The organism is Cupriavidus sp. D39, assembly GCF_026627925.1.
Taxonomy (GTDB): domain Bacteria; phylum Pseudomonadota; class Gammaproteobacteria; order Burkholderiales; family Burkholderiaceae; genus Cupriavidus; species Cupriavidus ulmosensis.
The window spans coordinates 3684775-3710134 of record NZ_JAPNLE010000009.1 but is presented as its reverse complement, the minus strand read 5'-3'; the positions used below and the strand labels follow the sequence as shown (position 1 = coordinate 3710134).

21 protein-coding genes and 5 pseudogenes are annotated in these 25360 nt (G+C 68.5%); 13 read left to right on the top strand and 13 right to left on the bottom strand.

Going from position 1 to position 25360, the window contains the following annotated elements; translation table 11 throughout:
- Positions 1-80: 80 nt before the first annotated feature.
- From OMK73_RS29390 to OMK73_RS29380, 3 genes are read right to left on the bottom strand one after another with little or no spacing between them, the layout of a single operon-like run.
- Positions 81-581, bottom strand: coding sequence for a GDYXXLXY domain-containing protein (locus OMK73_RS29390; protein WP_267605133.1), 501 nt, complete (start codon positions 579-581; stop codon positions 81-83).
- Entirely contained in the window at positions 578-1699 is a 1122-nt protein-coding gene (locus OMK73_RS29385; RefSeq protein WP_267605132.1) for a DUF4401 domain-containing protein, read from the bottom strand. The genes OMK73_RS29390 and OMK73_RS29385 overlap by 4 nt, the downstream gene beginning before the upstream one ends.
- Positions 1696-2736 (bottom strand): DUF2157 domain-containing protein, encoded by a 1041-nt coding sequence (locus OMK73_RS29380; protein WP_267605131.1) that lies wholly within the window; start codon positions 2734-2736, stop codon positions 1696-1698. Before OMK73_RS29380 ends, OMK73_RS29385 begins: the two co-directional genes overlap by 4 nt.
- A gap of 182 nt (positions 2737-2918) precedes the next feature.
- On the opposite strand from OMK73_RS29380, the gene OMK73_RS29375 reads away from it, so the two are divergent.
- Entirely contained in the window at positions 2919-3686 is a 768-nt protein-coding gene (locus tag OMK73_RS29375; RefSeq protein ID WP_267605130.1) for a 5'-methylthioadenosine/adenosylhomocysteine nucleosidase, read from the top strand.
- A 35-nt stretch (positions 3687-3721) separates the two neighbouring features.
- Here the strand turns inward: OMK73_RS29375 and OMK73_RS29370 are convergent, their stop codons facing one another.
- Positions 3722-3958, bottom strand: a complete 237-nt coding sequence (locus OMK73_RS29370; RefSeq protein ID WP_267605129.1) for a hypothetical protein — start codon at positions 3956-3958, stop codon at positions 3722-3724.
- A 253-nt stretch (positions 3959-4211) separates the two neighbouring features.
- Between OMK73_RS29370 and hemA the strand changes: the two genes are divergently transcribed.
- The 6 genes and pseudogenes from hemA to OMK73_RS29340 all read left to right on the top strand — a co-directional run bounded on the left by hemA (position 4212) and on the right by OMK73_RS29340 (position 9375).
- Positions 4212-5516, top strand: coding sequence for a glutamyl-tRNA reductase (gene hemA, locus OMK73_RS29365; RefSeq protein WP_267605128.1), 1305 nt, complete (start codon positions 4212-4214; stop codon positions 5514-5516).
- A gap of 129 nt (positions 5517-5645) precedes the next feature.
- Positions 5646-6728, top strand: coding sequence for a peptide chain release factor 1 (prfA, locus tag OMK73_RS29360; RefSeq protein ID WP_267605126.1), 1083 nt, complete (start codon positions 5646-5648; stop codon positions 6726-6728).
- A gap of 224 nt (positions 6729-6952) precedes the next feature.
- Positions 6953-7279 carry a hypothetical protein gene (locus OMK73_RS29355; RefSeq protein WP_267605124.1) on the top strand — a complete coding sequence of 109 codons (327 nt, stop codon included), beginning with the start codon at positions 6953-6955 and terminating at the stop codon, positions 7277-7279.
- A 123-nt stretch (positions 7280-7402) separates the two neighbouring features.
- Positions 7403-8319, top strand: a pseudogene (prmC, locus tag OMK73_RS29350) (peptide chain release factor N(5)-glutamine methyltransferase).
- Between the two features lie 129 nt (positions 8320-8448).
- Complete coding sequence (gene grxD / locus OMK73_RS29345; RefSeq protein ID WP_006162611.1) at positions 8449-8760, top strand: Grx4 family monothiol glutaredoxin; 312 nt, start codon at positions 8449-8451, stop codon at positions 8758-8760.
- 7 nt (positions 8761-8767) lie between these two features.
- Positions 8768-9375: pseudogene (locus OMK73_RS29340) on the top strand (UbiX family flavin prenyltransferase).
- A 44-nt stretch (positions 9376-9419) separates the two neighbouring features.
- On the opposite strand, the gene OMK73_RS29335 reads toward OMK73_RS29340, so the two are convergent.
- From OMK73_RS29335 to OMK73_RS29325, 3 genes are all read right to left on the bottom strand, one after another.
- Positions 9420-9647, bottom strand: a complete 228-nt coding sequence (locus OMK73_RS29335; protein WP_267605123.1) for a hypothetical protein — start codon at positions 9645-9647, stop codon at positions 9420-9422.
- Positions 9648-9766: 119 nt separating this feature from the next.
- Positions 9767-11287 (bottom strand): aldehyde dehydrogenase family protein, encoded by a 1521-nt coding sequence (locus tag OMK73_RS29330; RefSeq protein WP_267605122.1) that lies wholly within the window; start codon positions 11285-11287, stop codon positions 9767-9769.
- On the bottom strand, positions 11284-12408 hold the full coding sequence (locus OMK73_RS29325) for a saccharopine dehydrogenase family protein (protein WP_267606559.1): 1125 nt from the start codon (positions 12406-12408) through the stop codon (positions 11284-11286). Before OMK73_RS29325 ends, OMK73_RS29330 begins: the two co-directional genes overlap by 4 nt.
- A gap of 317 nt (positions 12409-12725) precedes the next feature.
- Between OMK73_RS29325 and OMK73_RS29320 the strand changes: the two genes are divergently transcribed.
- Complete coding sequence (locus OMK73_RS29320; RefSeq protein ID WP_267605120.1) at positions 12726-13175, top strand: Lrp/AsnC family transcriptional regulator; 450 nt, start codon at positions 12726-12728, stop codon at positions 13173-13175.
- A gap of 100 nt (positions 13176-13275) precedes the next feature.
- Complete coding sequence (gene dapB, locus OMK73_RS29315) at positions 13276-14085, top strand: 4-hydroxy-tetrahydrodipicolinate reductase (protein WP_267605119.1); 810 nt, start codon at positions 13276-13278, stop codon at positions 14083-14085.
- Between the two features lie 57 nt (positions 14086-14142).
- Here dapB and OMK73_RS29310 read toward each other — a convergent pair whose 3' ends face one another.
- The 6 genes and pseudogenes from OMK73_RS29310 to OMK73_RS29285 all read right to left on the bottom strand — a co-directional run bounded on the left by OMK73_RS29310 (position 14143) and on the right by OMK73_RS29285 (position 20380).
- Positions 14143-14775, bottom strand: coding sequence for a hypothetical protein (locus tag OMK73_RS29310; protein ID WP_267605117.1), 633 nt, complete (start codon positions 14773-14775; stop codon positions 14143-14145).
- A gap of 131 nt (positions 14776-14906) precedes the next feature.
- Entirely contained in the window at positions 14907-15188 is a 282-nt protein-coding gene (locus OMK73_RS29305; RefSeq protein WP_267605115.1) for a hypothetical protein, read from the bottom strand.
- A 126-nt stretch (positions 15189-15314) separates the two neighbouring features.
- Positions 15315-16670 (bottom strand): annotated as a pseudogene (locus tag OMK73_RS29300) (chloride channel protein).
- 255 nt (positions 16671-16925) lie between these two features.
- Positions 16926-17903 (bottom strand): Bug family tripartite tricarboxylate transporter substrate binding protein, encoded by a 978-nt coding sequence (locus OMK73_RS29295; RefSeq protein ID WP_267605114.1) that lies wholly within the window; start codon positions 17901-17903, stop codon positions 16926-16928.
- A gap of 40 nt (positions 17904-17943) precedes the next feature.
- Positions 17944-19448: pseudogene (locus OMK73_RS29290) on the bottom strand (acyl-CoA synthetase).
- The gene (locus OMK73_RS29285; RefSeq protein ID WP_267605112.1) at positions 19448-20380 is read right to left on the bottom strand and encodes an SDR family oxidoreductase; all 933 of its coding nucleotides are present in this window, start codon (positions 20378-20380) and stop codon (positions 19448-19450) included. The pseudogene OMK73_RS29290 and the gene OMK73_RS29285 overlap by 1 nt, the downstream one beginning before the upstream one ends.
- A gap of 161 nt (positions 20381-20541) precedes the next feature.
- Here OMK73_RS29285 and OMK73_RS29280 point away from each other — a divergent pair.
- The 4 genes and pseudogenes from OMK73_RS29280 (at position 20542) to OMK73_RS29265 (ending at position 25021) form a co-directional block, all read left to right on the top strand.
- Positions 20542-21473: pseudogene (locus tag OMK73_RS29280) on the top strand (LysR substrate-binding domain-containing protein).
- A 154-nt stretch (positions 21474-21627) separates the two neighbouring features.
- A complete protein-coding gene (locus OMK73_RS29275) occupies positions 21628-22164 on the top strand; it encodes a winged helix-turn-helix transcriptional regulator (protein WP_267605111.1) in 537 nt (178 codons plus the stop codon).
- Positions 22165-22261: 97 nt separating this feature from the next.
- Entirely contained in the window at positions 22262-23566 is a 1305-nt protein-coding gene (locus tag OMK73_RS29270) for an MATE family efflux transporter (RefSeq protein WP_324291832.1), read from the top strand.
- 291 nt (positions 23567-23857) lie between these two features.
- Positions 23858-25021: a metallophosphoesterase gene (locus OMK73_RS29265; RefSeq protein WP_267605108.1), complete on the top strand. Its 1164-nt coding sequence runs from the start codon at positions 23858-23860 to the stop codon at positions 25019-25021.
- Positions 25022-25360 lie beyond the last annotated feature (339 nt).

Sequence of the window (25360 nt, the reverse complement as noted above, 5' to 3'; positions counted from 1 at the left end):
GTGAATCGGCTCTGACGTTCCAGCCGATCCAGACATGGTTGGCGCACAGCGGCATGCCGACGGCAACCAAGCCACTCCACTCACAACGCCTCCAGATCCCTCCCCCGCAACCCCACCAGCAGCGCCTGCCCATCCGGCCCCACGCGGAACTCGCCATAGCGTGCCTTCTCGAACCGCGCCGCCTGCCCTTCCTGGAAGAAGTACGCATCGGTGGACACCTGCGCCTGCACGCCGCCCCAGCGCGACGGCACGGTCTGGAAGCGCAGCAGTTGCTCACCCTCAGCCAGGGCCTCGCCCGTGTGCAGGCGCACCAGCGTGGCTTCGCCGCGTGCATCGCGGCGGATCACGGCGACTTGCTCGCGCGCGGGCTCGATGCCTTGCTGGCGGAGCGCCTCGCGGATGGCATCGGCGATGGCGAAGTTAAGGGCCATGTAGTCGCCTTGCATGAGCGAGCGCGGATCGACTGGCGCCAGGCGCAGGTAGACGATGTCGCCGTGCGCCAGCAGCCGTTCCTTGCCGGTGATGGCTAAGGCGGCGAGCCCGAGCGTGAGCACCCATGCCAACAGTATCCAGCGTTTCATGCTTGTCTCCTTGCGCCGTCGCGATGCAGCGCCATGCGCAGCAGCAGCACGGCGATGCCGGCGCCGGCGAGCGTGACGGACTTGATCAGCAGCGTCCAGTGCAGTGCGCTGTAGTACCAGACGAAGCCGCTGCCGAGCGCGGCGACGGCCAGGCCCAGCCACGGCAGCGAGCCGCGGCGCAATGCCAGGCCAAGCGCGACGGCGGCGGCGACTACCGCCGGCGCGCCGGCAAGCAGGATGCTGAAGAGCACGGCGCCGGCCAACGCCATGCCCCGCACCATCGGGCTTAACCGCAGCCGGCCTGCTTCGGCAAGGACAAAGGCCGCGAGCACCGCGCCGAACAAGGCGCCGGCCAGCCAGTAGTTGCCGGCCTGGCGTCCGGTGTCGGCGTCGAACCACAGTGCGCCGGGCTGGCTGAGCCCGGTCACCACCAGTGCGGCGCCAAGCGCGAACAGCAGCGTGGCGTCGGCGGCGGGCTCGATCCAGTTGTGCAGCCCGGCGGCGCAGAGCCGCCCCTCCGCCAGCACGAAGCCGGTGAGCAGCGTCATGGCGAGTGGCGCGAGCCAGCCCAGCGAGAAGCTCATGGCTTGCCAGCCGTGGCGCAAGCCGGGCGTCATGGCCAGGTGGAGCGCTAGCGCCACCGCCGTCCATACGCCCAGCGCGGCCAGGAAGCGATGCAGCCGGTTGCTGACCAGCACGTAGAGCACGGCCTCCAGCAGCGCCAGCGCGCCCCAGAAGGCGGCCGAATCGAGCAGGCGGGCGCCGCCGTAGGCCTGGCTCGCGCCGTACACGAGCAGGCCCTGGCCGCTGAGGCTGACGGCCAGCGCGAATTGCTCGAGCGCGGTGGCGGCCGCGCGGCGCCGGTACAGCACCGCGGCCAGCGCGATCATGGCGGCGCCGCAGGACGCCATTGCCGTGGCGTTGTCGCGCGCGGCCACAAACACCGAGCCGAGCAGGAAGACGAGGAAGAACACCGCACCGAGCCAGCCCGCCAGGCCCATCAGCAGCCTGACGGCCCAGGGCGTGCGCGCTTGCGCGGCCTGCGGCTGCCCTTGCACCAGGCCGCGCGCGGCCAGGTCCTGCCACAGCGCTTGTACTGCGAGACGATCGCTGGTCATGCCGGCTCTCCGTTGGGCGCGCCGCTCGGGGCCTGCCCGTGGTGTCGATAGGCGCGCAGCAGCCATGCCGCGGCCGCGGCGGACAGGCCGATGGTCAGCAGCCCGAGGATCAGGAAGGCGCCGAACCCGGCCCCGTTACCCTCCAGCAGCAGCCGGGCCATGCCGGTCACCAGCAGCACGATGACGGAGAAGCTGGCCAGGCTGAGCGCCACCAAGTCGAATGCCCGCAGCCGGAACCAGGCCAGCAGCGCGCCAAGCGTAAGCATGGCCACGCCGAACATGGCGGCGTCGAAGCGGTTGTGGACGATGCTGGCGAGGCCGAGCCAGCCCGCGTAGGCGCACGCCAGCGCGGCAAGGATGCGCGCGCCGGCCAGCCCGCGAAAGCCGTAGCCCGGCGCCAGTGCGCGCAGCGCGAACCACAGCGCCAGCTGCGCCAGCGTGGCCGCCACCAGCGACAGCGTGGTGGCCCGCTCGCCGACCGCGCCGAACAGCAGGTCGAACATGGCGCCCACGCCAAGACGCACGCTGAAATACCGCAGCAGCGCCACATTGGCCAGCACGATCACCAGCCACCAGTGCGGGGCCGCGCGTGCCGCCAGCGCCCATGGGATCGCCAGCAGTGCCCACAGGGCAAACAGCTGCCAGGCGTCGGCGCCGGTCTGGTACACCTGCCCGATCACGGCCAGCAGCACGCCGGCCACCACCTGGGCGCCGCAGAGCGCCGCCAGCCCCGCCATGTCGGCAGGCGGGCGCAGCCAGGCGAATCCTGCCAGCAGGGTGAGCGCGCCGGCCAGCAGGCCGAACTTGGCGAACTTGTGCAGGTCCTGCCAGTTGAAGGCGAAGAACACGATCACGCCGGCGCACAGCAGCGCCGCGCCCAGCATCAGCAACGTGCGGTCGAGCCAGGCCCGCCACTGGGCCGCGTCGGGCTCGGTGCCCGGCCAGGCGCTGGCGACGCCTTCGGCGCCAAGCGCGCCCTGCTCTCGCCAGTCCGCCAGCGCCTGGCGCGTCGCCCGCCGGTCTTGAAAGCCATGCATCGAGGTTGGCTGCATAGGAGCCCTATGTGATGGATACGCCAGTGCACTGTAGCAAAGGCGCCGCCCTCTGCGCAGCTTTCCTTGCGCGAGGACAGCGGGGGTGCCGCCCTTCGCGGCGAGGCTTTGCGGCCGTGCCCCTGCCCGGTATGCTGTGCGTTTTTCCCATCCAGTCGCGCCCCGCCATGACCCTAGGTATCCTCGCCGCCATCCACGATGAAGTCGACGGCCTGATCGCCGCCATGCGCCACGACGACGCGCGCGCCACCGTGCAGCGCATCGGCATGCGCGACTATCACGTCGGCCACCTCCATGGCCAGCGCTGCGTGCTGGTGCTCGCGCGCATGGGCAAGGTGGCGGCGGCGGCCACCACGGTGACGCTGGTGCGCGAGTTCGGTGTGGATGAGATCGTCTTCACCGGCCTGGCCGGCGGCATCGGTGCCGAGACCCGGGTCGGGGATGTGGTGGTGGCGGACCGCACGCTGCAGCACGACCTGGACGCGCGGCCGTTTTTTGCCCGGCATGAGGTGCCGCTGCTGGAGCGCGCGGAATTCCCCACCGATCCGGGCTTGACCGCCGCGCTGCGCGAGGCCGTGGCGGGCTACCTGCGGGATGACCTGCCGGCTTCGGTGCCGGCCGATGTGCAGGCCCGCTTCGGGGTAAGCGCGCCCAGGCTGCATGTGGGGATGATCGCCAGCGGCGACCAGTTCATCGGCTCGCCCGCCGCCGCGGCCGAGTTGCGCGAGCGCTTGCCCGGCGTGCTGGCAGTGGAAATGGAAGGCGCCGCGGTGGCGCAGGTTTGCCATGAATATGGCGTGCGGCATGCGGTGATGCGCACGGTATCCGATCGGGCCGACGATACCGCGCACGTGGATTTTGCGGCGTTCCTGACGGACGTGGCCAGCCATTATTCCAGCGGGGTTTTGCAACGGTTTTTGGAGCAGCGCGGTTAATTCGGCATTCGGGCTCCGCGGGTATTAATTCAATCTCACCGTCCCCTGGCCACGCCCCCGACTCCGACCAGCACAGCCGCGCCCAGGATGGCGGCGAACCAACCCGCCATCTGCCCGTCGGCAAACCAGTGCAGCCCCTGGCCGCCGTAAAACGCGGCCAGCGCGCCCAGTGCGCCGAACACCACCGCCGCAAGCAGGCTGACCCGGCCCACAGGGTGCAGCCACCGGGCCGCCAGCCCAACCAGCACCCCTACCACCAGCGTACCCAACATCACTTTCTCCTGATTATCTGAATCTGGCGCGCTGTCTGGTTAGGCTCGCCAGGCGCCGCGCGTGGCCGTAACAATACGGTAAACCCGACCGTGCCCCGGCAAGATCCGCGCCGGGCGGTATAATGTAGCCCGGTTCGGCGGCGCTTTGCGCCGGAATCCGCGCTTGAATTCATGCCCGGATTGCACCTGACTCCCGCGCTGCAGCCTGCAAAGCCGCTGCCCGGAGCCCGGCCAGAGAGACATGCTCCCCACCATGCAACTGCTCGCGATCGGTATCAATCACACCACGGCGCCCGTCTCGCTGCGCGAGCGAGTGGCGTTTCCGCTTGAGCAGATCAAACCCGCCTTGGGCGCCTTGCGCACCCACCTGGCCGGCAAAAACGGCACCGAAGCCGCCATCCTTTCCACTTGCAACCGCACCGAGATCTACTGCGCCACCGATGTGCTGGTATCGGGCTCGGAAGGCTTCGAGCACACGCTGCGCTGGCTGGCGCAGCACCATAACGTGCCGGCCGGCGAGCTCGCTCCCCACCTGTACGCGTTGCCGCAGTCCGAAGCCGTGCGCCATGCGTTCCGCGTGGCCAGCGGGCTGGATTCGATGGTGCTGGGCGAGACCCAGATCCTGGGCCAGTTGAAGGATGCGGTACGCACCGCCGGTGAAGCCGGCGCGCTTGGCACCTACCTGAACCAGTTGTTCCAGCGCACGTTCGCGGTGGCCAAGGAAGTCCGCGGCCAGACCGAGATCGGCGCGCATTCGGTGTCCATGGCCGCCGCCGCGGTGCGCCTGGCCCAGCGGATTTTTGAAAGCGTCTCCACCCAGCGCGTGCTGTTTATCGGCGCGGGCGAGATGATCGAGCTGTGCGCCACGCACTTTGCAGCCCAAACGCCGCGCCAAATCGTGGTGGCCAACCGCACGGTCGAGCGCGGCGAACGGCTGGCCGAGCAACTGGCCGGCCAGGGCCTGACGACCGAGGCCATCCGCCTGTCGGACCTGGGCGCGCGCCTGCATGAGTTCGACATCGTGGTGTCGTGCACCGCCAGTTCCCTGCCCATCATCGGGCTGGGCGCGGTGGAGCGCGCCGTCAAGCTGCGCCGCCACCGCCCCATCATGATGGTGGACCTGGCCGTGCCGCGCGACGTGGAGCCCGAAGTCGCACGCCTGGATGACGTCTTCCTGTACACCGTGGATGACCTCGGCGCCATCGTGCGCGAGGGCAATGCCATGCGCCAGGCCGCCGTGGCCCAGGCGGAAGCCATTATCGAGAGCCGCGTGCAGAATTTCATGCACTGGCTGGAAACCCGCAGTGTGGTGCCGGTCATCCGCGACCTGCAGGCGCAAGGCGAGGCCATGCGCCAGGCCGAGCTGGAACGCGCGCGCCGCATGCTGGCGCGCGGCGACGACCCGGAAGCCGTGCTTGAAGCCCTCTCCGGCGCGCTCACCCGCAAATTCCTGCACGGCCCGACCCACGCCCTGAACCACACCCAGGGCGACGACCGCGAGACCTTGCTGCGCCTGGTGCCGGGCCTGTTCCGCCACAGCAGCCACTCCGAGCGCTAGCCGCGCTCACCTCGGCCGTGCGTGTCCTGCGCGCGGCCACCTTTGCGTTGCCTCCGGCCTTTGGCCCGCACGCATCCCCGGCAGCAAACATTCGCCCCCACCCGTTTCACCGCGCCCCTTCGGATCTCCATGAAAGCCAGCATGCTTGCCAAGCTCGACCAATTGTCCGAGCGACTCGACGAAGTCAACGCCCTGCTTGCGCGCGAAGATGCCACCGCCAAGATCGACCAGTACCGCAAGCTCACGCGTGAGCACGCCGAACTGACGCCGGTGGCCGAGCAGTACGCGCAGTACTGCCAGGCGCAGGAAGACCTGGCCACCGCGCAGGCGTTGCTGGACGATCCCGAGATGAAGGAGTTCGCGGCCGATGAGATCACCGCGGCCCGCGAGCGGCTGGAAACGCTGGAAGGCAGCCTGCAGAAACTGCTGCTGCCCAAGGATCCCAACGACGAGCGCAACCTGCTGCTGGAAATCCGCGCGGGTGCCGGCGGCGAGGAAAGCGCGCTGTTTGCCGCCAACCTGCTGCGCATGTACACGCGCTACGCCGAGCGCCAGCGCTGGCAGGTGGAGGTGATGAGCGAATCCGCGTCCGACCTGGGCGGCTATAAGGAAGTGATCATCCGGATTGCCGGCGATGCGGCCTTTTCCCGGCTGAAGTTCGAATCCGGCGGCCACCGCGTGCAGCGCGTGCCGGCCACCGAGGCGCAGGGGCGCATCCACACATCGGCCTGCACGGTGGCGGTCATGCCCGAGGCCGACGAGGTGACCGAGGTAGAAATCAATCCGGCCGACCTGCGCGTGGATACCTTCCGCGCATCCGGCGCCGGGGGCCAGCACGTGAACAAGACCGATTCGGCCGTGCGCCTTACCCACCTGCCCACCGGCATAGTGGTGGAGTGCCAGGACGACCGCAGCCAGCACCGCAACAAAGACAAGGCCATGAAGGTCCTGGCGGCCCGGCTGATGGACGCGAAGCTGCGCGCGGCGCAGGCGAAAGAGGCCAGCACCCGGCGCAACCTGATCGGCACCGGCGACAGAAGTGACCGTATCCGCACCTACAATTTCCCGCAGGGGCGGGTGACGGATCACCGTATCAACCTGACGCTCTACAAGATCGACATGATCATGGATGGCGATCTCGACGAGCTCCTGTCCGCATTGTCCGCAGAACACCAGGCGGATCAACTGGCGGCGCTGGGCGAAGGGCATTAATCGCTCGGCAATAACAGATTATTGCGACGATATAGCGGTCATTAAGGCAAACTTTTGGATCGCGCTGCATAAATCGCGATTTCTGAACGAAAACCTTTGTATCTGTTGTAAATGCTTGCAACAGCACTGGCGCGCCATTTTTCGCTGTCTATAATCGATTTCGACTGAGCCGCCAGACAGAGGTCGGCGTGTCGCCACTCGAAAACGGACAAAAGGACGAAATCATGAAGAAATTGCTCGCGCTGTTGATGATCACCGCCGCCATGGCTGCCTGCAGCAAGAAGGAAGAAGCCCCCGCCACGCCGAGCGCTGACAGCGCCATGCAGAGCGCCGCCGAATCCGCCAAGGCCGCCGCCAGCGACGCCGCATCCGCCGCCAGCAATGCCGCTGATGCTGCCAAGGCCGCTGCCAGCAGCGCTGCCGCCGATGTCTCCGTTGCCGCCGAAAAGGCCAAAGTAGACGCCGGCAATGCCATGGAAAAGGCTAAGGAAGCCGCCAAGGACGCCGTCAACGCCAGCGCCGACAAGGCCAAGGACGCCGTCAACAAGTAATCTGCACGCCACGGCGGGAAGGGGCTGGCGCACCGCGACCAGGCACCGCCGGCCAGCCAAGCGCGTTACACTGCAAACCCCGTCAGGGCACCTCCCGACGGGGTTTTGTTTTTTGCCTTCTCCATGCCCAGCACCGCGCCCACCGCCGCCTCCCCCAGCCCCAATGCCGCCGCACCGGTCCCACTGCCTGAGACGGCCACGGTACGCGATGCCCTGGCGCTGGCTGCTGCAGCCGGCTTGCCAGCGCTGGAGGCGCGCCTGCTGCTGAGCCATGTCACCGGGCTGACCCGCACACAGCTGATCACGCGCGACGACGAGACGCTTGCCCCGGCCCAGCGCGACAGCGTTGCCGCCTTGCTCGGGCGCCGCCTGGCCGGCGAGCCGGTGGCCTACTTGCTGGGTGAGCGGGAATTCTTCGGACGCGCCTTCCGCGTCACCCGGGATGTGCTGATTCCGCGCCCGGATACGGAAATCGCCGTGGAAGCGGCCTTGAAGCTGCTGGCGCCGCTGCCCGCCCCCGGGTGCTCGACATGGGCACCGGCTCCGGCGCGCTGGCCGTCACGCTGGCCTGCGAGCGGCCCGACGCCGAGGTCTGGGCCACCGATATCTCACCCGGCGCACTGCAGGTGGCGCAAGACAATGCGCGCGCGCTTGGCGCCGCCAATGTGCGCTTTCTTGCCTCCGACTGGTACGCCGCGCTGCCCGATGGCCTGCGCTTCGACCTGATCGTGAGCAATCCGCCCTATATCGCCGCCGGCGATCCGCACCTGGGCCAGGGCGACCTGCGCTTCGAGCCGATCGATGCGCTGACCGATCACGGCGATGGCTTGTCGGACCTTGGGACAATCGTGGCCGGGGCCGCCGCGCGCCTGCATGCGGGCGGCTGGCTGCTGATGGAGCACGGCTATGACCAGGGCCAGGCCGCCCGCGACCTGCTGGCCACCGCCGGCATGGCCGAGATCTTCACCGCGCGCGACCTCGCCGGCCATGAACGCTGCAGCGGGGCTCGCCTGCCAACGCCGGCCGGGGCGGCCGCCTGAAGCAAGCGGCCGATTCCGGTAAAATCAATGGATTGATTGCATCAAGGCGCGCGCATCACGCGCGCCCTCCGATTTCCCGATAGCGGCGCCGGCCTTTACCGGCACCGCGAGCAACTGAAAAGAGACATCATGAGTGACGCGCAGCAAAAGATCGACCAGATCGTCAAGGGCAGCCCGGTGGTCCTGTTCATGAAGGGGACCGCCCAGTTCCCGATGTGCGGCTTCTCCGGCCGTGCCATCCAGATCCTGAAGGCCTGCGGCGTCGACGCACCGACCACGGTCAATGTGCTGGAAGACGACGGCATCCGCCAGGGCATCAAGACCTACGCCAACTGGCCGACCATTCCGCAACTCTATGTGAACGGCGAGTTCATCGGCGGCTCGGACATCATGATGGAGATGTACCAGAACGGCGAACTGCAATCGCTGCTCAAGGCCTGAGCGCGACATGACCGCAGCGGGTGCAGCGGGTGATGGCAAGCCGCGGCGCATCGTTGTCGCGATCACCGGCGCCACCGGCGCGGTCTATGGGGTCCGCCTGGTACAGATACTAGGCGCCGCGCCTGGCGTGGAGGCCCATCTGCTGATCTCGGCGGCGGGCGTGATGAACCTGCAGCACGAACTCGACATCAGCAAGGCCGAGGTGGAAGCCTTTGCCCACGTGGTCCACAACGTGCGCGATATCGGCGCCACCATTGCCAGCGGCTCCTTTGCCGCCCACGCGATGGTGGTGGCGCCCTGCTCCATGCGCACGCTGGCCGCGGTGGCACATGGCCTGTCCGACAACCTCATCACCCGCGCCGCGGACGTCACGCTCAAGGAGCGCCGCAAGTTGGTGCTGATGGTGCGCGAAACGCCGTTGAACCTCGCGCACCTGCGCAATATGATCGCCGTCACCGAGATGGGCGGCATCATCTTCCCCCGGTCCCCGGCTTCTACCAGAAGCCGCAGAGCGTGGCGGAACTGGTCGACCATACCGTCGGCCGCGTGCTCGACCTGATCGACGTACCGCAAACACTGGCGCCAAGCTGGGCCGGGCTCAACGGCCAGGCCTGACCCACAGGTTTTCCCTCGTTCTATCCCGTGCTACCGCTCTCGCTTCAGTGCCAGTAGCGATAGCGGCGGCCACCGTAGTACCCGCCGCGATAGCCATAGTAGCCACCATAAAAACCGGGGGCTACCACTACCGGCGGCGCGGCGTAGACCGGCGCCGGCGCCACTGCGACCTCGCCGCCACCATAGCCATAGCCGGGATAAGCCGGGTAGACGGCGCAGCCGCCAAGCATGGCGGCGCCAGCCACCGCGAGTCCCATCATCCATGTTTTCATCTCATCGTCCTTGTGGCTTGTTTAGCCATAAGAACGTTATACGGAGCGGTTTGGTAATACAGGGTCAACTTGCTGTAACCCTTGTTACGAATCGCAACGTTTGGGTGAACGTAAAGGCCTCAAACCTCAAACCGAACCCCCTGCGCCAACGGCAGCGCATCCCCATAGTTCACGGTATTGGTAGCGCGCCGCATATACCCTTTCCAGGCATCCGAGCCCGACTCACGTCCGCCGCCAGTCGCCTTCTCACCACCAAACGCACCTCCAATCTCCGCCCCGCTGGTGCCGATATTCACATTGGCGATCCCGCAATCGCTGCCGCTTGCCGACATGAAGCGTTCCGCCTCCCGCAGCGACTCGGTGAAGATGCAGGACGACAAGCCATGCTCCGAAGCGTTGTTCAGCGCGATGGCTTCGTCCAGCGTGGTGTACGGCATCACATAGAGAATCGGCGCGAAGGTTTCGCTCAGCATCATCTCGTGCTGGCGATCGGTCAGCACCAGCGCGGGCCGCACGTACTCGGCATTGGGGTACTTTTCGGCCAGCACGCGCTCGCCGCCGTGCACGGTGTTGCCGTGCTCGCGGCAGCGGAGCAGCGCGGCGGCCATGGCGGCCCCCGCGGCGCCATCGATCAGCGGGCCGACCAGCGTTGTCTCGGCCAGCGGATCGCCCACTGGCAGGCGGCCGAACACCTGGACCAAGCGCGTGGTCACGGCCTCCAGCACATCGACATGCATGAAGGCGCGGCGCAGCGACGTGCAACGCTGCCCGGCCGTGCCTGCCGCCGCAAAGGTCATGGCGCGCACGGCGAGATCGAGATTGGCCGAGGGCGCGATGATCGCGGCATTGTTGCCGCCGAGTTCCAGGATGGTGCGCTTGAACCGCTCGGCGCAAGCGATGCCCACGGCGCGGCCCATGCGGGTAGAGCCAGTGGCGCTCACCAGCCGCACATCGGCGTGTTCCACCAGATGCTGGCCCAGCGCCGGCCCGCCCGAGAGCACGGTGGCGATGCCAACGTGCTGGGGCGCGGCGATCTCCAGCACGCCGTCAAGCAGGCTCTGCATGACCAGCGCGCTCAGCGGGGTCTTCTCCGACGGCTTCCAGATCACCCCGTTGCCGCACACCAGTGCCAGCGCCGCATTCCAGGCCCAGACCGCCACGGGGAAGTTGAAGGCCGAGATCACGCCGCACAGGCCATAGGGATGCCAGGTCTCGCGCATCGCATGCTGGGGCCGCTCGGACGCGATGGTGAGGCCATGCAACTGGCGCGACAGGCCGACCGCGAAGTCGCAGATGTCGATCATCTCCTGTACCTCGCCCAGCCCTTCCTGCAGGATCTTGCCGGCTTCGAGCGAGACCAGTTCGCCGAGATGCTTCTTGTGTTCGCGCAGCACTTCGCCAAAGCGCCGCACCACCTCGCCGCGCACCGGCGCGGGCACCAGCGCCCAGCTGGCTTGCGCCACGCGGGCGCGCTCGATGCGCGCGTCGGCCTCGGCGAGGCTGCAGGCGGGCAGGTGCCCGAATGCCTCGCCGTCGATGGGCGAGCGTACCGGCAAGGCGCCGGTGGGGCCTTCGCCGTCGCGCCACGGCGGCGTCAGCCCGATGGCCTGCCAGCAGGCCGCGAATTCCTTTGCTTTCATACCGTTGCCTCTTGAAGCGGATGACGGGTGTAGTGTCGGCCGAAACGGTTGGCCAGGAAAGTGTCCAGCGCCATCGCCTCTTGCGGCACGAAGCCGGCCTGCGGCAGTTCGCCGTTGGCCACCAGGTCCAGTGCGGTGCAGATACCGGCCGCCGTGGTGAGCTGGATCGCATTGACGTGGCCGGCAGCCGTATCCGCGCCGCCGATGCGCACCGAGAACGACGCCTGCGTCAGCGGACCGCGCCCACCTTTGCCGCCGCCGGCGGCATAGCCGGTGGCGTTGGCGAACACGATCACCACGTCCTGCTGCGTGGCGGGGATCGCGCTCTCGAAGATTTCCCGCATCCAGTCGCGGCGCTCGCGCAGGCGCAGGTCGTTGAGCAGCAGCTTCATCACCGCGCAGTGGCCCGGATAGCGGATCGACTTGTAGTCCACGTCGCGCGCCCGGCCCGCCAGCGTCTCGGGCAAGGTGCCGAGCCCTCCTGACGTATTAAAGGCCTCGTACTCGATGCCGTCCAGCGCGAAGCTCTCCAGCCCTTCCAGCGCCGGCACTTCCACGCGGCGGCCGCCGACGATGGCCTCGCACGGGTTGCAGTATTCGTTGATCAGCCCTTCCGTGCTCCAGGTCAGGTTGTACTTGAGCGCATTGCTCGGGTAGCGCGGCAGCGCGCCGACGCGCATCTTCAGGTCGAGCAGTTCGCCGCCGCCGCGCAGGAAGCGCTGGGCCAGGTCATTGCCGACCACGCCGATAAAGCCGGGGGCCAGCCCGCATTGCGGCATCAGCACGGAGCGCGCGCCATCGGCCAGGCGGCGAATGGCGTGGGTGGCGGCAACGTCTTCGGTCAGGTCGAAGTAATGCACGCCCAGGCTGGCCGCTACCGTGGCCACGCCGACCGCGGCGTGGAACGGCAGCGCATTGAGCACGGCATCTGCGCCGCCGAGCAGCCAGGCGCAATCCTGGGTCTGGTCCGGGTCGCCGACACGCACGGCGATGCCTTCAGGCATGCCCTCGAGATGGGTGGGCTCGCGGTCGACCAGGGTCACGCGGTAGTCGCCGCTGTCATGCAGCATGACCGCGATGGTGCGGCCGATCTTGCCCGCGCCCAGCACGACCACGCGCATCGGCGTTTGCCGCGGCGTGCGCGTGGCGGTGGCGGCCGGAGTGACGGTACCTGGGTTGCCGGGCTGGGTGGTGAGTGCCGCGGCTTGGGTGTTCTGTCCAGTTTGGTCCAGATGGCCGGTTGGAATTTTGTAGGTCATGATGTCCCTCGTGGATCGCGAATGGAAGTTCCGTGACTCAAGTATGGTTGCGACCACAGTCAGAATGAAGGGACAAGATTGACGAAAGAGCCTCACAATCGAACGATTCGACGAAAATAACTGCCAAATCGACGAAACACCCTTTCGCAGCCCTCGTCCAGCCACAGCCCCCGCCGCCCATGACCGACCTCGACCAGACCGACCGCCACCTGCTCTCCCTGCTGCAAGCCAACGCGCGCGAGAATGCCGCCAACCTCGCGCGCAAGCTCGGCATTGCCCGCACCACCGTGGTGGCCCGCATTGCGCGGATGGAGCGCGAAGGCGTGATCGCCGGCTACGGCGTGCGGATGGGCCAGCAGATGGAGGACAACGCCATCCTGGCGTTCTGCGGCATGTCGGTGATGCCGAAGAGCGCCCCGGCGGTGGTGCGGGCGCTGCAGCGCTTTCCCGAAATCGAGGAGCTGAACTCGGTCAGCGGCCCGGTGGACTACATGGCGGTGATCCGCTGCGACACCCATGCCCGGCTGGACAAGCTGCTGGACGAAATCGGCGCGCTGGATGGCGTCAACCACACCACCACGTCGATCGTGCTGGCGCGCAAGATCGACCGGCGCCGCGCCGCGGGCTGAGCCAGCGGCGCGCACGCAAAAGGCTTATGCTGCACAGCTTGGCAGCCAGCCCGGCCAACCGGGCACCCCGGAAAACCATCCAGATCAGGAGAGCAAGACCATGAGCAATCGCATTCGAGTCGCCGTGGGCGGCGTGACCGGCTGGGCCGGCGGCGAACTGGCGCGCGGCGTGGCGCACGCGGATGACATGACGCTGGTGGCCGGGCTGTCGCGCGGCGCGGCCGGCCAGACCCTGGCGGCGCTGACCGCGCACAAGGGCACGCCCGGCGTGGCGGTCGCCAGCATCGACGAGCTGGCGCAAGGCGCCTTCGACGTTTATGTGGAATACACCAAGCCGGATATTGCCAAGCGCAACATCCTGCAGGCGCTGGCCAAGGGCGCGCACGTGGTGGTGGGCACGTCCGGGCTATCCGACGAGGACTATGCCGAGATCGACGCCGCCGCGCGCCAGGCCGGGCGCGGCGTGCTGGCCTGCGGCAACTTTGCCATTACCGTGGTGCTGCTGCAGAAGTTCGCCGAGATGGCCGCGCGCCACCTGGAGCACTGGGAAATCATCGACTACGCCAAGGCCGGCAAGATCGACGTACCCTCCGGCACCGTGCGCGAGCTGGCGTACCGCCTGGGGCAGGTCCGCGAAGCCAAGCAGGTGGTGCCCATCGACCAGGTCAAGGGCCCCCAGGAAACGCGTGGCGCAACGATGTCCAGCAGCCAGGTGCACGCCGTGCGCCTGCCGGGATATCAGTTGGGCGTGGAGGTGATCTTCGGCGCCGACGGGCAGCGCCTGCATCTGAAGCACGAGTCCGGCGACGGCTCCAAGCCCTATGTGTCGGGCGCCCTGCTGGCGATCCGCAAGGTGCATACCTTGACCGGGCTGGTGCGCGGGCTGGACAAGGTGATGGAAGGGCTTTGAGGGCTTTGAGGGCTTTGAGGACTTTGCGGCGCGCGCAGCGCCGCAAAGCCACAAACGCTACCAGCTGCCGTCCTTCCCCTTCTTCTCCCCGGCCTTGCCGCTCGGCGCCGCTTGCGGCGCAGACGCCGCCTTGGGGTTGAGCTGTTCCGCCATCGCGCTGTCCTGGTTGGCCATCAGCACGCGGGCCTGGGGCAGCAGCAGCTCGATGGTGCCGGTAGCGGGATCCTCCGGAATGGCATAGAGCTCCACGGTCAGTGGTTTTTTCATCCAACCGGCATGCACGCTGGTGATGGGCTGGCCGGCCTTGTCCTTCATCTTCGTCTGCTCGGAGCGGAACGGCTTGCCGTAGCGCGCGGTGAGGCTGTCCACCACGTCTTTCTCGGAGCGTACGCCGTCGGTGGGCACGATCACGCCGACCAGGGCGTTGCGGTCGACAAAGGCCACCACGTGGGGACCGTCCATGAAGGCGGGCCGCTTGTCGCGCGGCACGCCAACCTGGCGCATCACGCCGTCGCCACGCACTTCAACACACAGGGCGGTCACGTCGCGGCCGTCGGGGGTGCGCTTGTCGGCGCAATCGGGCAGCGTGGGCAGCGGGCTGCCAATCTCCAGGCTATCCAGCATCGGCGCCAGTTTGTCGGCGGCGCCATCCTTGGGGGCAGCGCCGGCCCAAGGCGAAATCAGCAGCAAGCTGGCAACGGCCAGCCCGGCGAGGGGTATTTCATCCAGACTCCTGAGAAAAGCTCCGGGTTGGAGCGCCCCCTGCGCGCGTGGTTCCTGCCACCCGCCACAAGATGGCATGGCAGGCACATTGCCGGGGGTTAATGCGTCATATTCATCACTGCGTTGGCCATGACCGCCAGCAACACCAGCAGCAAGCCCCACAGCATCAGGCGCGGCACCCGGCTGGGCGGCAACTGCCGCCGCGGCGAGCGCGCCGACGACGGTAACGGCGCGCGCGGGCGGGTATGGCCATGCAGGCCGCGCGTATGCCAGACGGTGTCCGGCCCGAGGTCGCGCAAAGCGGTGCTTTCCTTGCTATGGGACTTCTGCGGCTGCGGGCGTGATGCGGCGTCACTGCCCGACGGTCGTCTTGTGGCCATCTGTGCTCCCCGGTTCGTGGTGCCGGCGCGGATCCTCCTGTGCCGCCGGTACACAGCGCCGGGTGCATGGCCCGGGCGCCGCCCATGGTAAGACAAAGCGGCAGCCGGCACCATGGCCACGGCTCTTTATGTGGCGGGGGCCACTTTGCGCGTGGCTGCCAGGGCTTCGCGCCGGAAGGCATGGCCCACGTGGTGATAGAACGGGTGCGGGCAGAACTGGCGCGCCAGGAACGAGGCCAGCAGCGACGCCGCCAGCAGGAACAGGGTGAGGTCCTGCGAGCGCGTCATCTCCATCACGATCACGCTGGCGGTGATGGGCGCCTGGGTGGCGGCAGCCAGGAAGGCGGCCATCGACACCAGCGCCAGCACGCGCGGCTCGGTCATGCCGCCGAAGAGGTGGCCGACCCAGTCCGCCACATTGGCGCCGATGCCGGCACCGATAGCCAGCGAGGGGTGAAGATGCCACCGGGAATGCCCGCGAAATACGAGACCACGGTCGCCGCCAGCTTGGCCACGCCGAACCACAGCGTGGCGTGCGGCTCGCCATTGATCAGGCCGGCGGCCTGCTCGTAGCCGGTGCCAAAGGTGGCGCCCCCGGTGGACCAGCCGATCACCGCGGCCACCAGGCCGCACAGGAAGGCCACCAGCACGGGATGCTGCAACGGCCAGGCGCGCAGCCGCGCCGGCATCAACGCGGGCACGCCGCCGATCAGCAGCTTGGCAAACAGGCCGCCCAGCACGCCGTTGACCAGGGCGCACAGCAGTACCGGCCCCCAGGCATCGTGCAGTGCGAGGATCGGCGTCTTGACGCTGAAATAGGGATTGTTGCCAAGAATCGCCAGCGAGAGAAAGCCGGCGGTCAGCACCCCCGACAGCACCAGCCGGTCCCAGCGCACGGCAGTACCGCGGCCGAGCTCCTCGATGGCGAACACCACGCCCGCCAGCGGCGTATTGAAGGCGGCGGCCAGCCCCGGCGGCGCCGGCGGCGATCAGCGCGTTGGGATGAAAGCCGATGCGAAAGCGCAGCTTCTCCTGGCACCAGCGCCCCCAGGCGAGCATCGCCGCGGCGCCCACCTGCACCGACGGCCCCTCGCGGCCGATGGAGGCGCCCGCCAGCAGACCGCCAGTGGTCAGCAGCACTTTCCACATGGACTGGCGGAACGACACCAGCAGGGTCTGCGCCGGCCCCGCCGGAGGCAGGCCGAACGCGGCGATCACCTGCGGGATGCCGCTGCCACGCGCCTGCGGCGCCAGGCGGATCGTGAGCCAGCGCAGCGCGGCCAGCCCGAGGGGCAGCAGCACGAAGGCCAGCCAGGGCGTGGCGGCCGCCAGCTGCGCGTTCCAGCGCAGGGCCACCTCGGCAATCCACGCGAAGATCAGGGAGAACAGCGCCACGCCGCCGGCGCCGCACATGAAGACGGCGTAGCGCAGGGTGGTGCGGGAGATACGCCACATCTGGCGCGACTTGCGGCCCGCGGCCATGCGGGCGCGGCGGCGCAGCGCGCGCAGCCGGTCGCGGTCGGAGGCGCGCTCGGAAACGCGGTCGGAAGCGTTGCCAGGATCGGACGGCTCGGGACCTTGGCTGTGATTTGGCGTGACGTCGTTCATGGAGCGGCAGGCGTGGGCGAAGAAATGCCGTGACCAGCCCGAGGGCCGGAATCATCACGGCGTGATGGAACTATACGCCGATCGCCTCCAGGCATGCCGCGCACAAAGCGCGCGCCAGACGCCCTCCACTCAGTCCAGGCTGATGCTGTTGGCGCGGATGACCTTGCCCCAATGCTCGCGATCCGCCTCCACGTAGCGGTCGATCTCGGCCTGGCTGCGCGGCGGCTGGATCACCAGACCCAATGCGCTGAAGGTCGCCCGGAAGTGCGGATCCTTGAGGACCTGCGCGGCTGCGGCCTGCAGCTTTTCCACCACGTCCGGCGGCGTCTGCGCCGGCACGGCGAGCCCGAACCAGGTTGCGGCCTGGAAGTTGGGATAGCCGCCTTCGGCCACGGTCGGTACATTGGGCAACACTTCCAGCCGGGTGCGGCCGGTGACCGCCAGCGCGCGCAGCTTGCCGCCCTTGATGTGCGGCAGCGAGGTGCTGACCACGTCCACCATCAGTTGCACGTCGTTGGCGAGCAGCGCCGAGAGCGCCGGTGCGCTGCCGTTGTACGGCACATGGGTGACCGCGATCCCGAGCTCGGTCTTGAGCATTTCGGTGGCGAGCTGCAGCGCGTTGCCCAGGCCGACCGAGGCGTAGTTGAGCTTGCCGCCGCTGGCCTTGGCGTAGGCCGCGAACTCGCGGATGCTGGTCGCCGGCACCTGGCTGTTGGTCACCACCACCAGCGGCGCCTCGGCACCAACGGTGAAGATCCGGAAGTCGCGCGGTGGATCGTAGGCGATCTTCTTGTAGAGCATGGGGTTGAGCACCATGCTGCCGTTGGTGGCCAACACCATGGTGTAGCCGTCGGCGGGCGCGCGCGCCACGCTTTGCGTGCCGATCATGGTGGCGGCGCCGGGGCGGTTCTCCACCACCACCGTCTGCTTGAGCACACGGCTCATGCCATCAGCCAGCCCACGCCCGAACTGGTCGGTGGAGCCGCCCGGCGTGTAGGGCACCACCAACTTGATGGGACGGTCGGGATAGGCGGCATCCGCTAGTTGCGAACAGGCGAAGAGGGCCGCGCCGGCCCAGGCGCGCCATCCGGTTTTCCAGCTATGCATTGCGTAGTCTCCTTGGTTTTTCTGATGTCTGGTGCCCGGCTCAAACCCGTCGCGTGCGCCCTTCCCAGTACTTGTCGCGCAGGCGGCGCTTGGCCAGCTTGCCGGTATCGTCGCGCGGCAGCAGCGCCTCCACCACGATGGTGCGCGGCACCTTGAAGCCGGACAGGCGCTGGCGCAGCCACTCGATGATGGCCCCCTCCTCCAGCGTGGCCCCCGCCACGGGTTGCACCATGGCCAGCAGGCGCTCGCCGTATTCGTCGTCGGGCACGCCAAACACCACGCAGTCGGCCAAGCCGGGATAGCGCACCAGCTCGTGCTCGATCTCGGCCGGGTAGATGTTCACGCCGCCGGAGATCACCATGTCGGAGGCGCGGTCACAGATAAAGAGGTAGCCGTCCGCATCCAGGTAGCCCATGTCGCCCAGGCTCACCAGGCCGTCGCGGTCGATGGCGCGGCGGGCGGCCTCGTTGTTGCGATAGGTGAAGTCCGGGTAGGCGGGCTGGCGCACATAGACCAGGCCGATCTCGCCGGGCGCGCAGGCAACGCCCTGCTCATCCAGGATGCGCACTTCGCCCTGGTCCACTGGGCGGCCCGCCGTGCCAGGCTTGGCCACGGCGTCGGCGGGGTGGCCACGGTAATCATGCCGGCCTCGCTCGAAGCGTAGGTTTCGTGGACCACCGGGCCCAACCAGTCCAGCATGGCGCGCTTGACCTCGGGCGCGCACGGCGCGCCAGTCGATGCGACAAAGCGCAGCGAAGACAAGTCGTAACGGGCGCGCACTTCGGGCGGCACCTTGAGCATGCGCACGTACATGATCGGCACCAGGTAGAGGACGTCGATGCGGTGCTTCTCCACCAGCGCCAGCACGTGCTCCGGATCGAAGCGTGCGCACAGCACCAGGCGCTCGCCGAGCTGCAGCGCGTTCTGGATGAACACGCCCGGTGCGCTGTGATACAGCGGCGCGGCCATCAGCGCGCGCGTGCCCTGTACGATGCCCATGGTCTGCGCCACCACCGAGCGCATGCGCGCGAGCTGCTCGTCCAGCATGGCCAGCGGCGGCGCGGCGCGCAGCACGCCCTTGGGGCGGCCGGTCGTGCCGGAGGTGTAGGCCATGTGGCCGCGCGGCGCCACGCGCGGGCCGTCATACGGTTGCTGCGCGGCGAGCCAGCTTTCGTAGTCGGTGGCGCCCGCGGGGCTGCCCTGGCCCGGCGCGGCCACGGCCAGCACCTGCACGCTTGCGGGCACCACGGCGCGCACGCCGTCCAGCAGGTCGGCGCTGACGATCAAGGCGCAGGCGCCGCTGTCGGTCAACAGGAAGCGGATTTCCTCGGCGGTGAAGTGCCAGTTGATCGGGCAATAGTAAGTGCCGGCCGTGCGGCAGGCGTGCACGATATCGGCAAAGACCGGGTCATTGCGCAGCAGCACCGCGACCACGTCGCCTTCGGCCAGGCCGAGCGCGCGCAGGCCGCCGGCCAGGCGCGCGCCGCGCTCGCTCAGTTCGGCGCCGGTACGGTGGGTGTCTTCAAACCAGAGGTCAGCGGCCATCAGTTGTCTCCAGCCTGGCTAGGCTTGGTGGTAGGGGTGGTCGGGGTCGGTGCGTTGACGGTGCGGCCGGCACGATCGGCGGCGTTCCTGGCCGCGATGCGCTCACGCGCGGCTTGCCACTCGGCGTCGCCCCAATCCAGGTACTGCTTGAAATAAGCGCCGTTGGCGAGGTAATCGCCACCATCCAGCGCAATGGTCTGTCCGTTGATCCAGGAGTTGTCGCGGGCCAGCAGGAAGGCGGCCAGGTTGCCGATATCCTGCGGCTGGCCGATGCGGCCCGTGGGGTTCTGGCCGCTCATGGCGTCTTGCTGCGAATCCTGCGGACGCAGGCGCGAGCCCGCGCCTTCGGTCGGGATCACGCCCGGCGCGATGGCGTTGCAGCGGATGCCGTGGCGGCCCCACTCCACGGCCAGCGACTTGGTCATCGCATCCACGCCCGCCTTGGACATGGCAGAGGGCACCACGAAGGGCGAGCCGGTCCAGACCCAGGTCACGACGATGGAGAGCACCGAGCCAGGATGGCCGTCGCGGATCCAGCGCTTGCCCACGGCCTGCGTGGTGTAGAAGGTGCCGCGAAAGACGATGTCGGAGATGGCGTGGAAGGCGTTGGGCGACAGGTCCTCGGTGCGGCTGATGAAGTTGCCTGCGGCGTTGTTGACCAGGCAGTCGAGCGGGCCGTGCCGGGTCCAGATGGTCTCGATCATGGCGTCGACGGCAGCCGCGTCGCGGATGTCCACCGCGTGGGTCACGACCTTGGTGCCGTGCTGGTGGCGCAGCATCTCGGCGGCCTCGTCCAGCACCGCCAGCCGGCGCCCGCACAGGTGCAACTCTGCCCCCAGCCCGGCCAGGCGCTCGGCCATGATCAGGCCCAGCCCGGTGCCGCCACCGGTGATCAGCACGCGCTGGCCGGCGAAAAGATCGTTCTTGAACATGGTGTCTCCTGCTTGTTGTAGGGCGGCGTGGCGCCTGCCTGGCCCCGCCGTGGCAATCCGCCAGGGCATGGTCACTGTAGCCCCGGTTCCCGGCATCGACAATTCCCTCGTGGAAACTCACAATGTTGCGTCAGACGCGACAATTCTCCATGGAATCCCGGATGGACCTCAACCTGATCCAGGCCTTCGTCGACATCGTCGAGGCCGGCAACTTGTCCGAGGCGGGCCGGCGGCGCGGCGTCACGCGCTCGCAGGTCAGCCGCCAGCTGCGCGAGCTGGAGCACCAGGCCGGCGCGCAGTTGCTGCGCCGGACCACGCGCCGGCTGGAGCTGACCGAGCCGGGGGCGCGCTCTACCAGCACGGCCTGCGCATCCTGCAGGAAGTGGCGGCGGCCCAGGCGGAGATCGACAGCCTGGGCACCACCCTGCGCGGCCATGTGCGGGTGAGCGTGCCGACTGGGCTGGGCGACACCTTCCTCGCGCCGCTGCTGCTGGAATTCACCGGGCGGCATCCCGGCATCTCGCTGCGGGTGTTCTTTGCCAACCGCGTGGTGGACCTGATCGCCGCGGAGATCGACGTGGCGCTCAAGGTCACCTCGCAGCCACCGCTGGACCACGTGGCGCGCGACATCTGCGCCATCGACTGGCAGCTCTGCGCCTCGCCCGGCTACCTGGCGCGCCACGGCCCGCTGCTAACCCCGGCCGACCTGGCGCGCTGCCAGTTCCTGTGCCCGCCCTACCCCGCGCGGCGCTTCGTGCTCACGCTCAACCGCGGCGAGCAGCGCGAGGAAGTGGAACTGAGCCCGCACCTGCAATCCGAGCATTTCCCCTTCCTGATGCGCGCGGTACGCGACGGCCACGGCGTGGGCCTGCTGCCCGTCTACGCCGGCTGGGACGATGTGCGCGAAGGCCGCCTGGTGCCGGTGCTGACCGGATGGAAACCGGAAGGATTGGGCAGCCGGCTCTACATCATCACCACACCCAACCTGCATCCGTCGATGGCCACGCGCGCCTTGATCGACTTCCTGCGCGAGCGGATTCCGGCGCTGGATGTCTTCAGCGGCCCGGGCGATGCCGCTTTGTGCGCACCCTGATCCGCTTTGGCGCGGGTCTCCCCGCGCGCCACTTGCAGCACGCCAGCGAACTTTCAAATTGCAAGTTAGCAAGTTAGGATGCGCCGGAACCGCTGGCTTGCAAAATGCAAGTAAAAAATCCGAGCCAACCCGGCAAGCCGCGCGAAAGGAGACCATGGGACATACCGACTTTGCCAGCATGCCTTGCCCGATTGCCCGCTCGATGGCGGTACTGGGCGAGCGCTGGGCCATTCTTTTGTTGCGCGAGGCGTTCTACGGCAGCACCCGCTTTGACGAATTCCAGCGCCACCTGGGCATCGCGCCCAACATCCTCAGCGCGCGCCTGAAGACCCTGGTGGAACACGGCATGCTGGAGCGCGTGCCAGCACCCGACAGCGCGCGGCACGTCTACCACCTCACAGAAAAAGGCCGCGACTTCTTCCCCGCCTTCGTGGCGCTGAAGGCCTGGGCCGACCGCTGGATGACCGACGAGCGCGGCCCGCTCACCTTGCTGCAGGACAAGCACACCGGCGCGGAGATCGCCACGCCGGCGCTGGCCCGCCCGGACGGCAGCCCGCTGACGCTGGACGACCTGCGCGTGGCCCCCGGCCCGGGCGCGGGCGGCTATCTGCGGCGGCGCTTTGGCGCCGCTGCCGACCCGCAAGCCACGAACGACCCGCTGACGGAAGAATCGGACTCCAGCCATGAGTGAGCCGCAAGCCAATCCCATGGCCGCAGCCGCGATGGCGCCGGCCGCAGGCACGGCCGCACCCATTGCCACCCCCATTGCCACCCCCACACACCCGCTGATGCGCGAACTGATGCGCCGCATCCTGGTGCTGGCCGCGCCCACCAGCCTGATCGCCTTGCTTCAGGCCGGCGCGCAACTGATCGAGACCTGGCTGGCGGCACGCCAAGGCACGGCGGCGCTGGCGGGCTGGGCGGTGGTGCTGCCATTTGCCTTGCTGCTGCAGCAGATGTCCACCGGCGCCATGGGTGGCGGCGTGGTGGCGGCCATCGCCCGCGCGCTGGGCGCGAACAAGCGCGAGGAAGCCTCGTCGCTGGTGCTGCACGCGCTCATCATCGCGCTCACGGCGGGCCTGGCGTTTGCCGTGACGATGGCCGGCTTCGCGCACGGCATCCTGGGCGCGGTGGCGGGGCAGACCGCGGCCGACGCGGCCGCCACGTATGCGATCTGGCTGTTCGGCGCCGGCGCGGTGCCGGCCTGGCTGGCCAACACGCTGGCATCGGTGCTGCGCGGTGGTGGCCGCCATGCGCTGGCGGCGCGGGTGCTGTCGCTGATGTGGATCGTCTTCCCGGTGCTGGCCTGGACGCTGGCCGAACCGGTGGGCATGGGCCTGGCCGGCATCGGCGCGTCGCTGGCGGCGGTGTCGTGGGCGGCAGCGCTGGCCATGGCCTGGGTGGTGCTGCGGGGCGGCGCGGGGTTCGTGCCGATGCTGCGGATCCGCCCGTCGCGCGCGCTGTTCACCCGCATCCTGTCGGTGGGGCTGGTGGCCTGCGCGCTGGCCTCGGTAGCCAACCTGTCCACCATCCTGGTGACCGCACAGCTGCGCCACTACGGCACCGCCGCGGTAGCCGCTTACGGCATCTCGGCGCGGCTGGAGTTCCTGATGATTCCGCTGGCGTTCGGCGTGGGCTCGGCGTTGACCGCGCTGGTGGGCCTCTCGGTGGGCGCGGGCGACTGGGCCAGCGCGCGCCGCACGGCGTGGGCCGGTGCGTTGATGGCACTGGCGCTGGCCGGTGCGGTCGGTGCCGTGGTGGGGCTGGCGCCGGATACCTTTGTCGGGTTCTTCACCAAGGATGCCGAGGTGGCCAGCATCGCCGCGCGCGCCCTGTCCTGGGTAGCGCCGGCCTTCGGCGGCTTCGGGCTAGGCATGGCGCTGTACTTTGCGTCGATGGGCGCCGGCCGCATGGGCTGGCCGATCGCGGCCGGCATCTCGCGCATCGCGCTGGCCGCCGGCGGCGGCTGGATGCTGGCCAATGTCGCGGGCATGGGCCTGGACGGGCATTTCCTGGGCGTGGCGCTTGGCATCACTGCCTACGGCGTGGTGACGGCGTTCGGCGTGCGCGACGCTAACTGGTCGGCGCGCTGAGGCTGAGGCGGGCGGCGAATCGCGGCGAGCTGCGCATCTTGCTTCGGTGGGTTCGGCCATGCAGCTAAAACACGGCTTGGGTCTTGAATGTGCCTGGCGGCAGCCTCAGCTATATACCTCTTGCATGGTGCGGCGAAAAAGCGACGCCAAACGGACATTGCGCGACAACAGGCGCACGGGCACGGAAGACCTGCCTCTCACCTGCGGTTCCGCCTGCATCGTGGTGCCGGAATGCACTAAAACAAAACTGGACGCAGGAATGTTCCTGGCGTTCGCTCTCCTGGAGGTGGCATGCCCCCTCGCACCACCGTTTTCGTCGCGGCCATCGTGGTTGGGCTGTTGCATGGCTACATCGGCCTGCGGCTGCTACCCGACCTGCCCGTATCCTATGTCGTCAAGGCACTTGCCGTGGCGTGGCTGGCGCTATCCTGGCCGCTGATCCCAGCCGGCCTGCTGGCGCGGCGCCTTGACCAGCCGTGGTCCGATGCGCTTACCTGGGTGGGCATGCTGGCAATGGGTTTCTTCTCCTCGCTGCTGGTGCTGACGCTGACACGCGATGTTGTGCTGCTGGCAAGCGCCGTTGCAAGCTGGCAGCCGGACTGGCTGCTGCCCCGCACCGCGGTGGCGGTGCCGGTGCTCGCGCTGCTGGTCACCGCGCTGGGGCTGTTCAATGCGCGGCGGCTGGCGCAGGTGGTGGAGGTGGAAGTGCCGATCGCCGGCCTGCCCGACTCGCTGCACGATTTCACCATCGTGCAGATCAGCGATATCCACGTCGGCCCCACCATCAAGCGCGCCTACCTGGAGCGCATCGTGGCGCGCGTCAACGGGCTGCGGCCGGACGCCATCGCCATCACCGGCGACCTGGTCGACGGCACGGTGCGCGAGCTGGCGCCGCACACCGCGCCGCTGGGCGATCTGAAGGCGCGCCATGGCACGTTCTTCGTCACCGGCAACCACGAGTACTACGCCGGCGCCGAGCCGTGGATCATCGAGCTGCGCAGGCTGGGCCTGCGCGTGCTGATGAACGAGCATGTGGTGATCGGCGAGGACGAGGAAGCGCTGGTGCTGGCCGGCGTGACCGACTACTCCGCCCACCGCTTCGACGAAAGCCACCGCAGCGACCCGGCGCGCGCGCTGGACGGCGCGCCGGCGGTGGTGGCAGCGCGCGTGCTGCTGGCGCACCAGCCGCGCACCGCGCCAGCCGCTTCCACCGCCGGCTTCGACCTGCAGCTTTCCGGGCATACGCACGGCGGCCAGTTCTGGCCCTGGAACCTGTTCGTGCCAATGCAGCAGCCCTATACCGCCGGGCTCAACCGGCATGAGGCAATGTGGGTGTATGTGAGCCGCGGCACCGGCTACTGGGGGCCGCCCAAGCGCTTTGGCGCGCCCTCGGAGATTACGAAGCTGCGGCTGGTGCCCAAGGCAGGGCCGCCGCGCAACGCGAACCTGGCGTAAAGATCGGGCGCGCGCTGACAAACCTGATGCACAAGCCGAAGCCGCCGAACAGGCCAAAACCGCGTGCTACGACGACGGCTGTCTCACCCTCTCCCCTCAGGGGGAGAGGGCCGGGGAGAGGGGTGGCTTAGCTAGGAGCCAGTTGAAGCGAAGCCCGTGGTGTTTTCCAGCACGCAGGCATAACCAGCGCCCGCCCTCTCCCCCAGCCCCTCTCCCGCGCGCGGGAGAGGGGAGCACAACAACGCAGATCCGGCTTTGTCAGAAAGCTGACAGACCTGAAGCATTAGCCGAAGCCACCGAACAGGCCAACACCGCGCGCCATGACGACGGCTGTCTCTC

Excerpts from the sequence above, each read along its gene's own strand:
- OMK73_RS29390 (WP_267605133.1), bottom strand. The coding sequence starts at position 581 with ATGAAACGCTGGATACTGTTGGCATGGGTGCTCACGCTCGGGCTCGCC.
- OMK73_RS29385 (WP_267605132.1), bottom strand. The coding sequence starts at position 1,699 with ATGACCAGCGATCGTCTCGCAGTACAAGCGCTGTGGCAGGACCTGGCC.
- OMK73_RS29380 (WP_267605131.1), bottom strand. The coding sequence starts at position 2,736 with ATGCATGGCTTTCAAGACCGGCGGGCGACGCGCCAGGCGCTGGCGGAC.
- OMK73_RS29375 (WP_267605130.1), top strand. The coding sequence starts at position 2,919 with ATGACCCTAGGTATCCTCGCCGCCATCCACGATGAAGTCGACGGCCTG.
- OMK73_RS29370 (WP_267605129.1), bottom strand. The coding sequence starts at position 3,958 with ATGTTGGGTACGCTGGTGGTAGGGGTGCTGGTTGGGCTGGCGGCCCGG.
- hemA (WP_267605128.1), top strand. The coding sequence starts at position 4,212 with ATGCAACTGCTCGCGATCGGTATCAATCACACCACGGCGCCCGTCTCG.
- prfA (WP_267605126.1), top strand. The coding sequence starts at position 5,646 with ATGAAAGCCAGCATGCTTGCCAAGCTCGACCAATTGTCCGAGCGACTC.
- OMK73_RS29355 (WP_267605124.1), top strand. The coding sequence starts at position 6,953 with ATGAAGAAATTGCTCGCGCTGTTGATGATCACCGCCGCCATGGCTGCC.
- grxD (WP_006162611.1), top strand. The coding sequence starts at position 8,449 with ATGAGTGACGCGCAGCAAAAGATCGACCAGATCGTCAAGGGCAGCCCG.
- OMK73_RS29335 (WP_267605123.1), bottom strand. The coding sequence starts at position 9,647 with ATGAAAACATGGATGATGGGACTCGCGGTGGCTGGCGCCGCCATGCTT.
- OMK73_RS29330 (WP_267605122.1), bottom strand. The coding sequence starts at position 11,287 with ATGAAAGCAAAGGAATTCGCGGCCTGCTGGCAGGCCATCGGGCTGACG.
- OMK73_RS29325 (WP_267606559.1), bottom strand. The coding sequence starts at position 12,408 with ATGCGCGTGGTCGTGCTGGGCGCGGGCAAGATCGGCCGCACCATCGCG.
- OMK73_RS29320 (WP_267605120.1), top strand. The coding sequence starts at position 12,726 with ATGACCGACCTCGACCAGACCGACCGCCACCTGCTCTCCCTGCTGCAA.
- dapB (WP_267605119.1), top strand. The coding sequence starts at position 13,276 with ATGAGCAATCGCATTCGAGTCGCCGTGGGCGGCGTGACCGGCTGGGCC.
- OMK73_RS29305 (WP_267605115.1), bottom strand. The coding sequence starts at position 15,188 with ATGGCCACAAGACGACCGTCGGGCAGTGACGCCGCATCACGCCCGCAG.
- OMK73_RS29295 (WP_267605114.1), bottom strand. The coding sequence starts at position 17,903 with ATGCATAGCTGGAAAACCGGATGGCGCGCCTGGGCCGGCGCGGCCCTC.
- OMK73_RS29285 (WP_267605112.1), bottom strand. The coding sequence starts at position 20,380 with ATGTTCAAGAACGATCTTTTCGCCGGCCAGCGCGTGCTGATCACCGGT.
- OMK73_RS29275 (WP_267605111.1), top strand. The coding sequence starts at position 21,628 with ATGGGACATACCGACTTTGCCAGCATGCCTTGCCCGATTGCCCGCTCG.
- OMK73_RS29270 (WP_324291832.1), top strand. The coding sequence starts at position 22,262 with ATGCGCGAACTGATGCGCCGCATCCTGGTGCTGGCCGCGCCCACCAGC.
- OMK73_RS29265 (WP_267605108.1), top strand. The coding sequence starts at position 23,858 with ATGCCCCCTCGCACCACCGTTTTCGTCGCGGCCATCGTGGTTGGGCTG.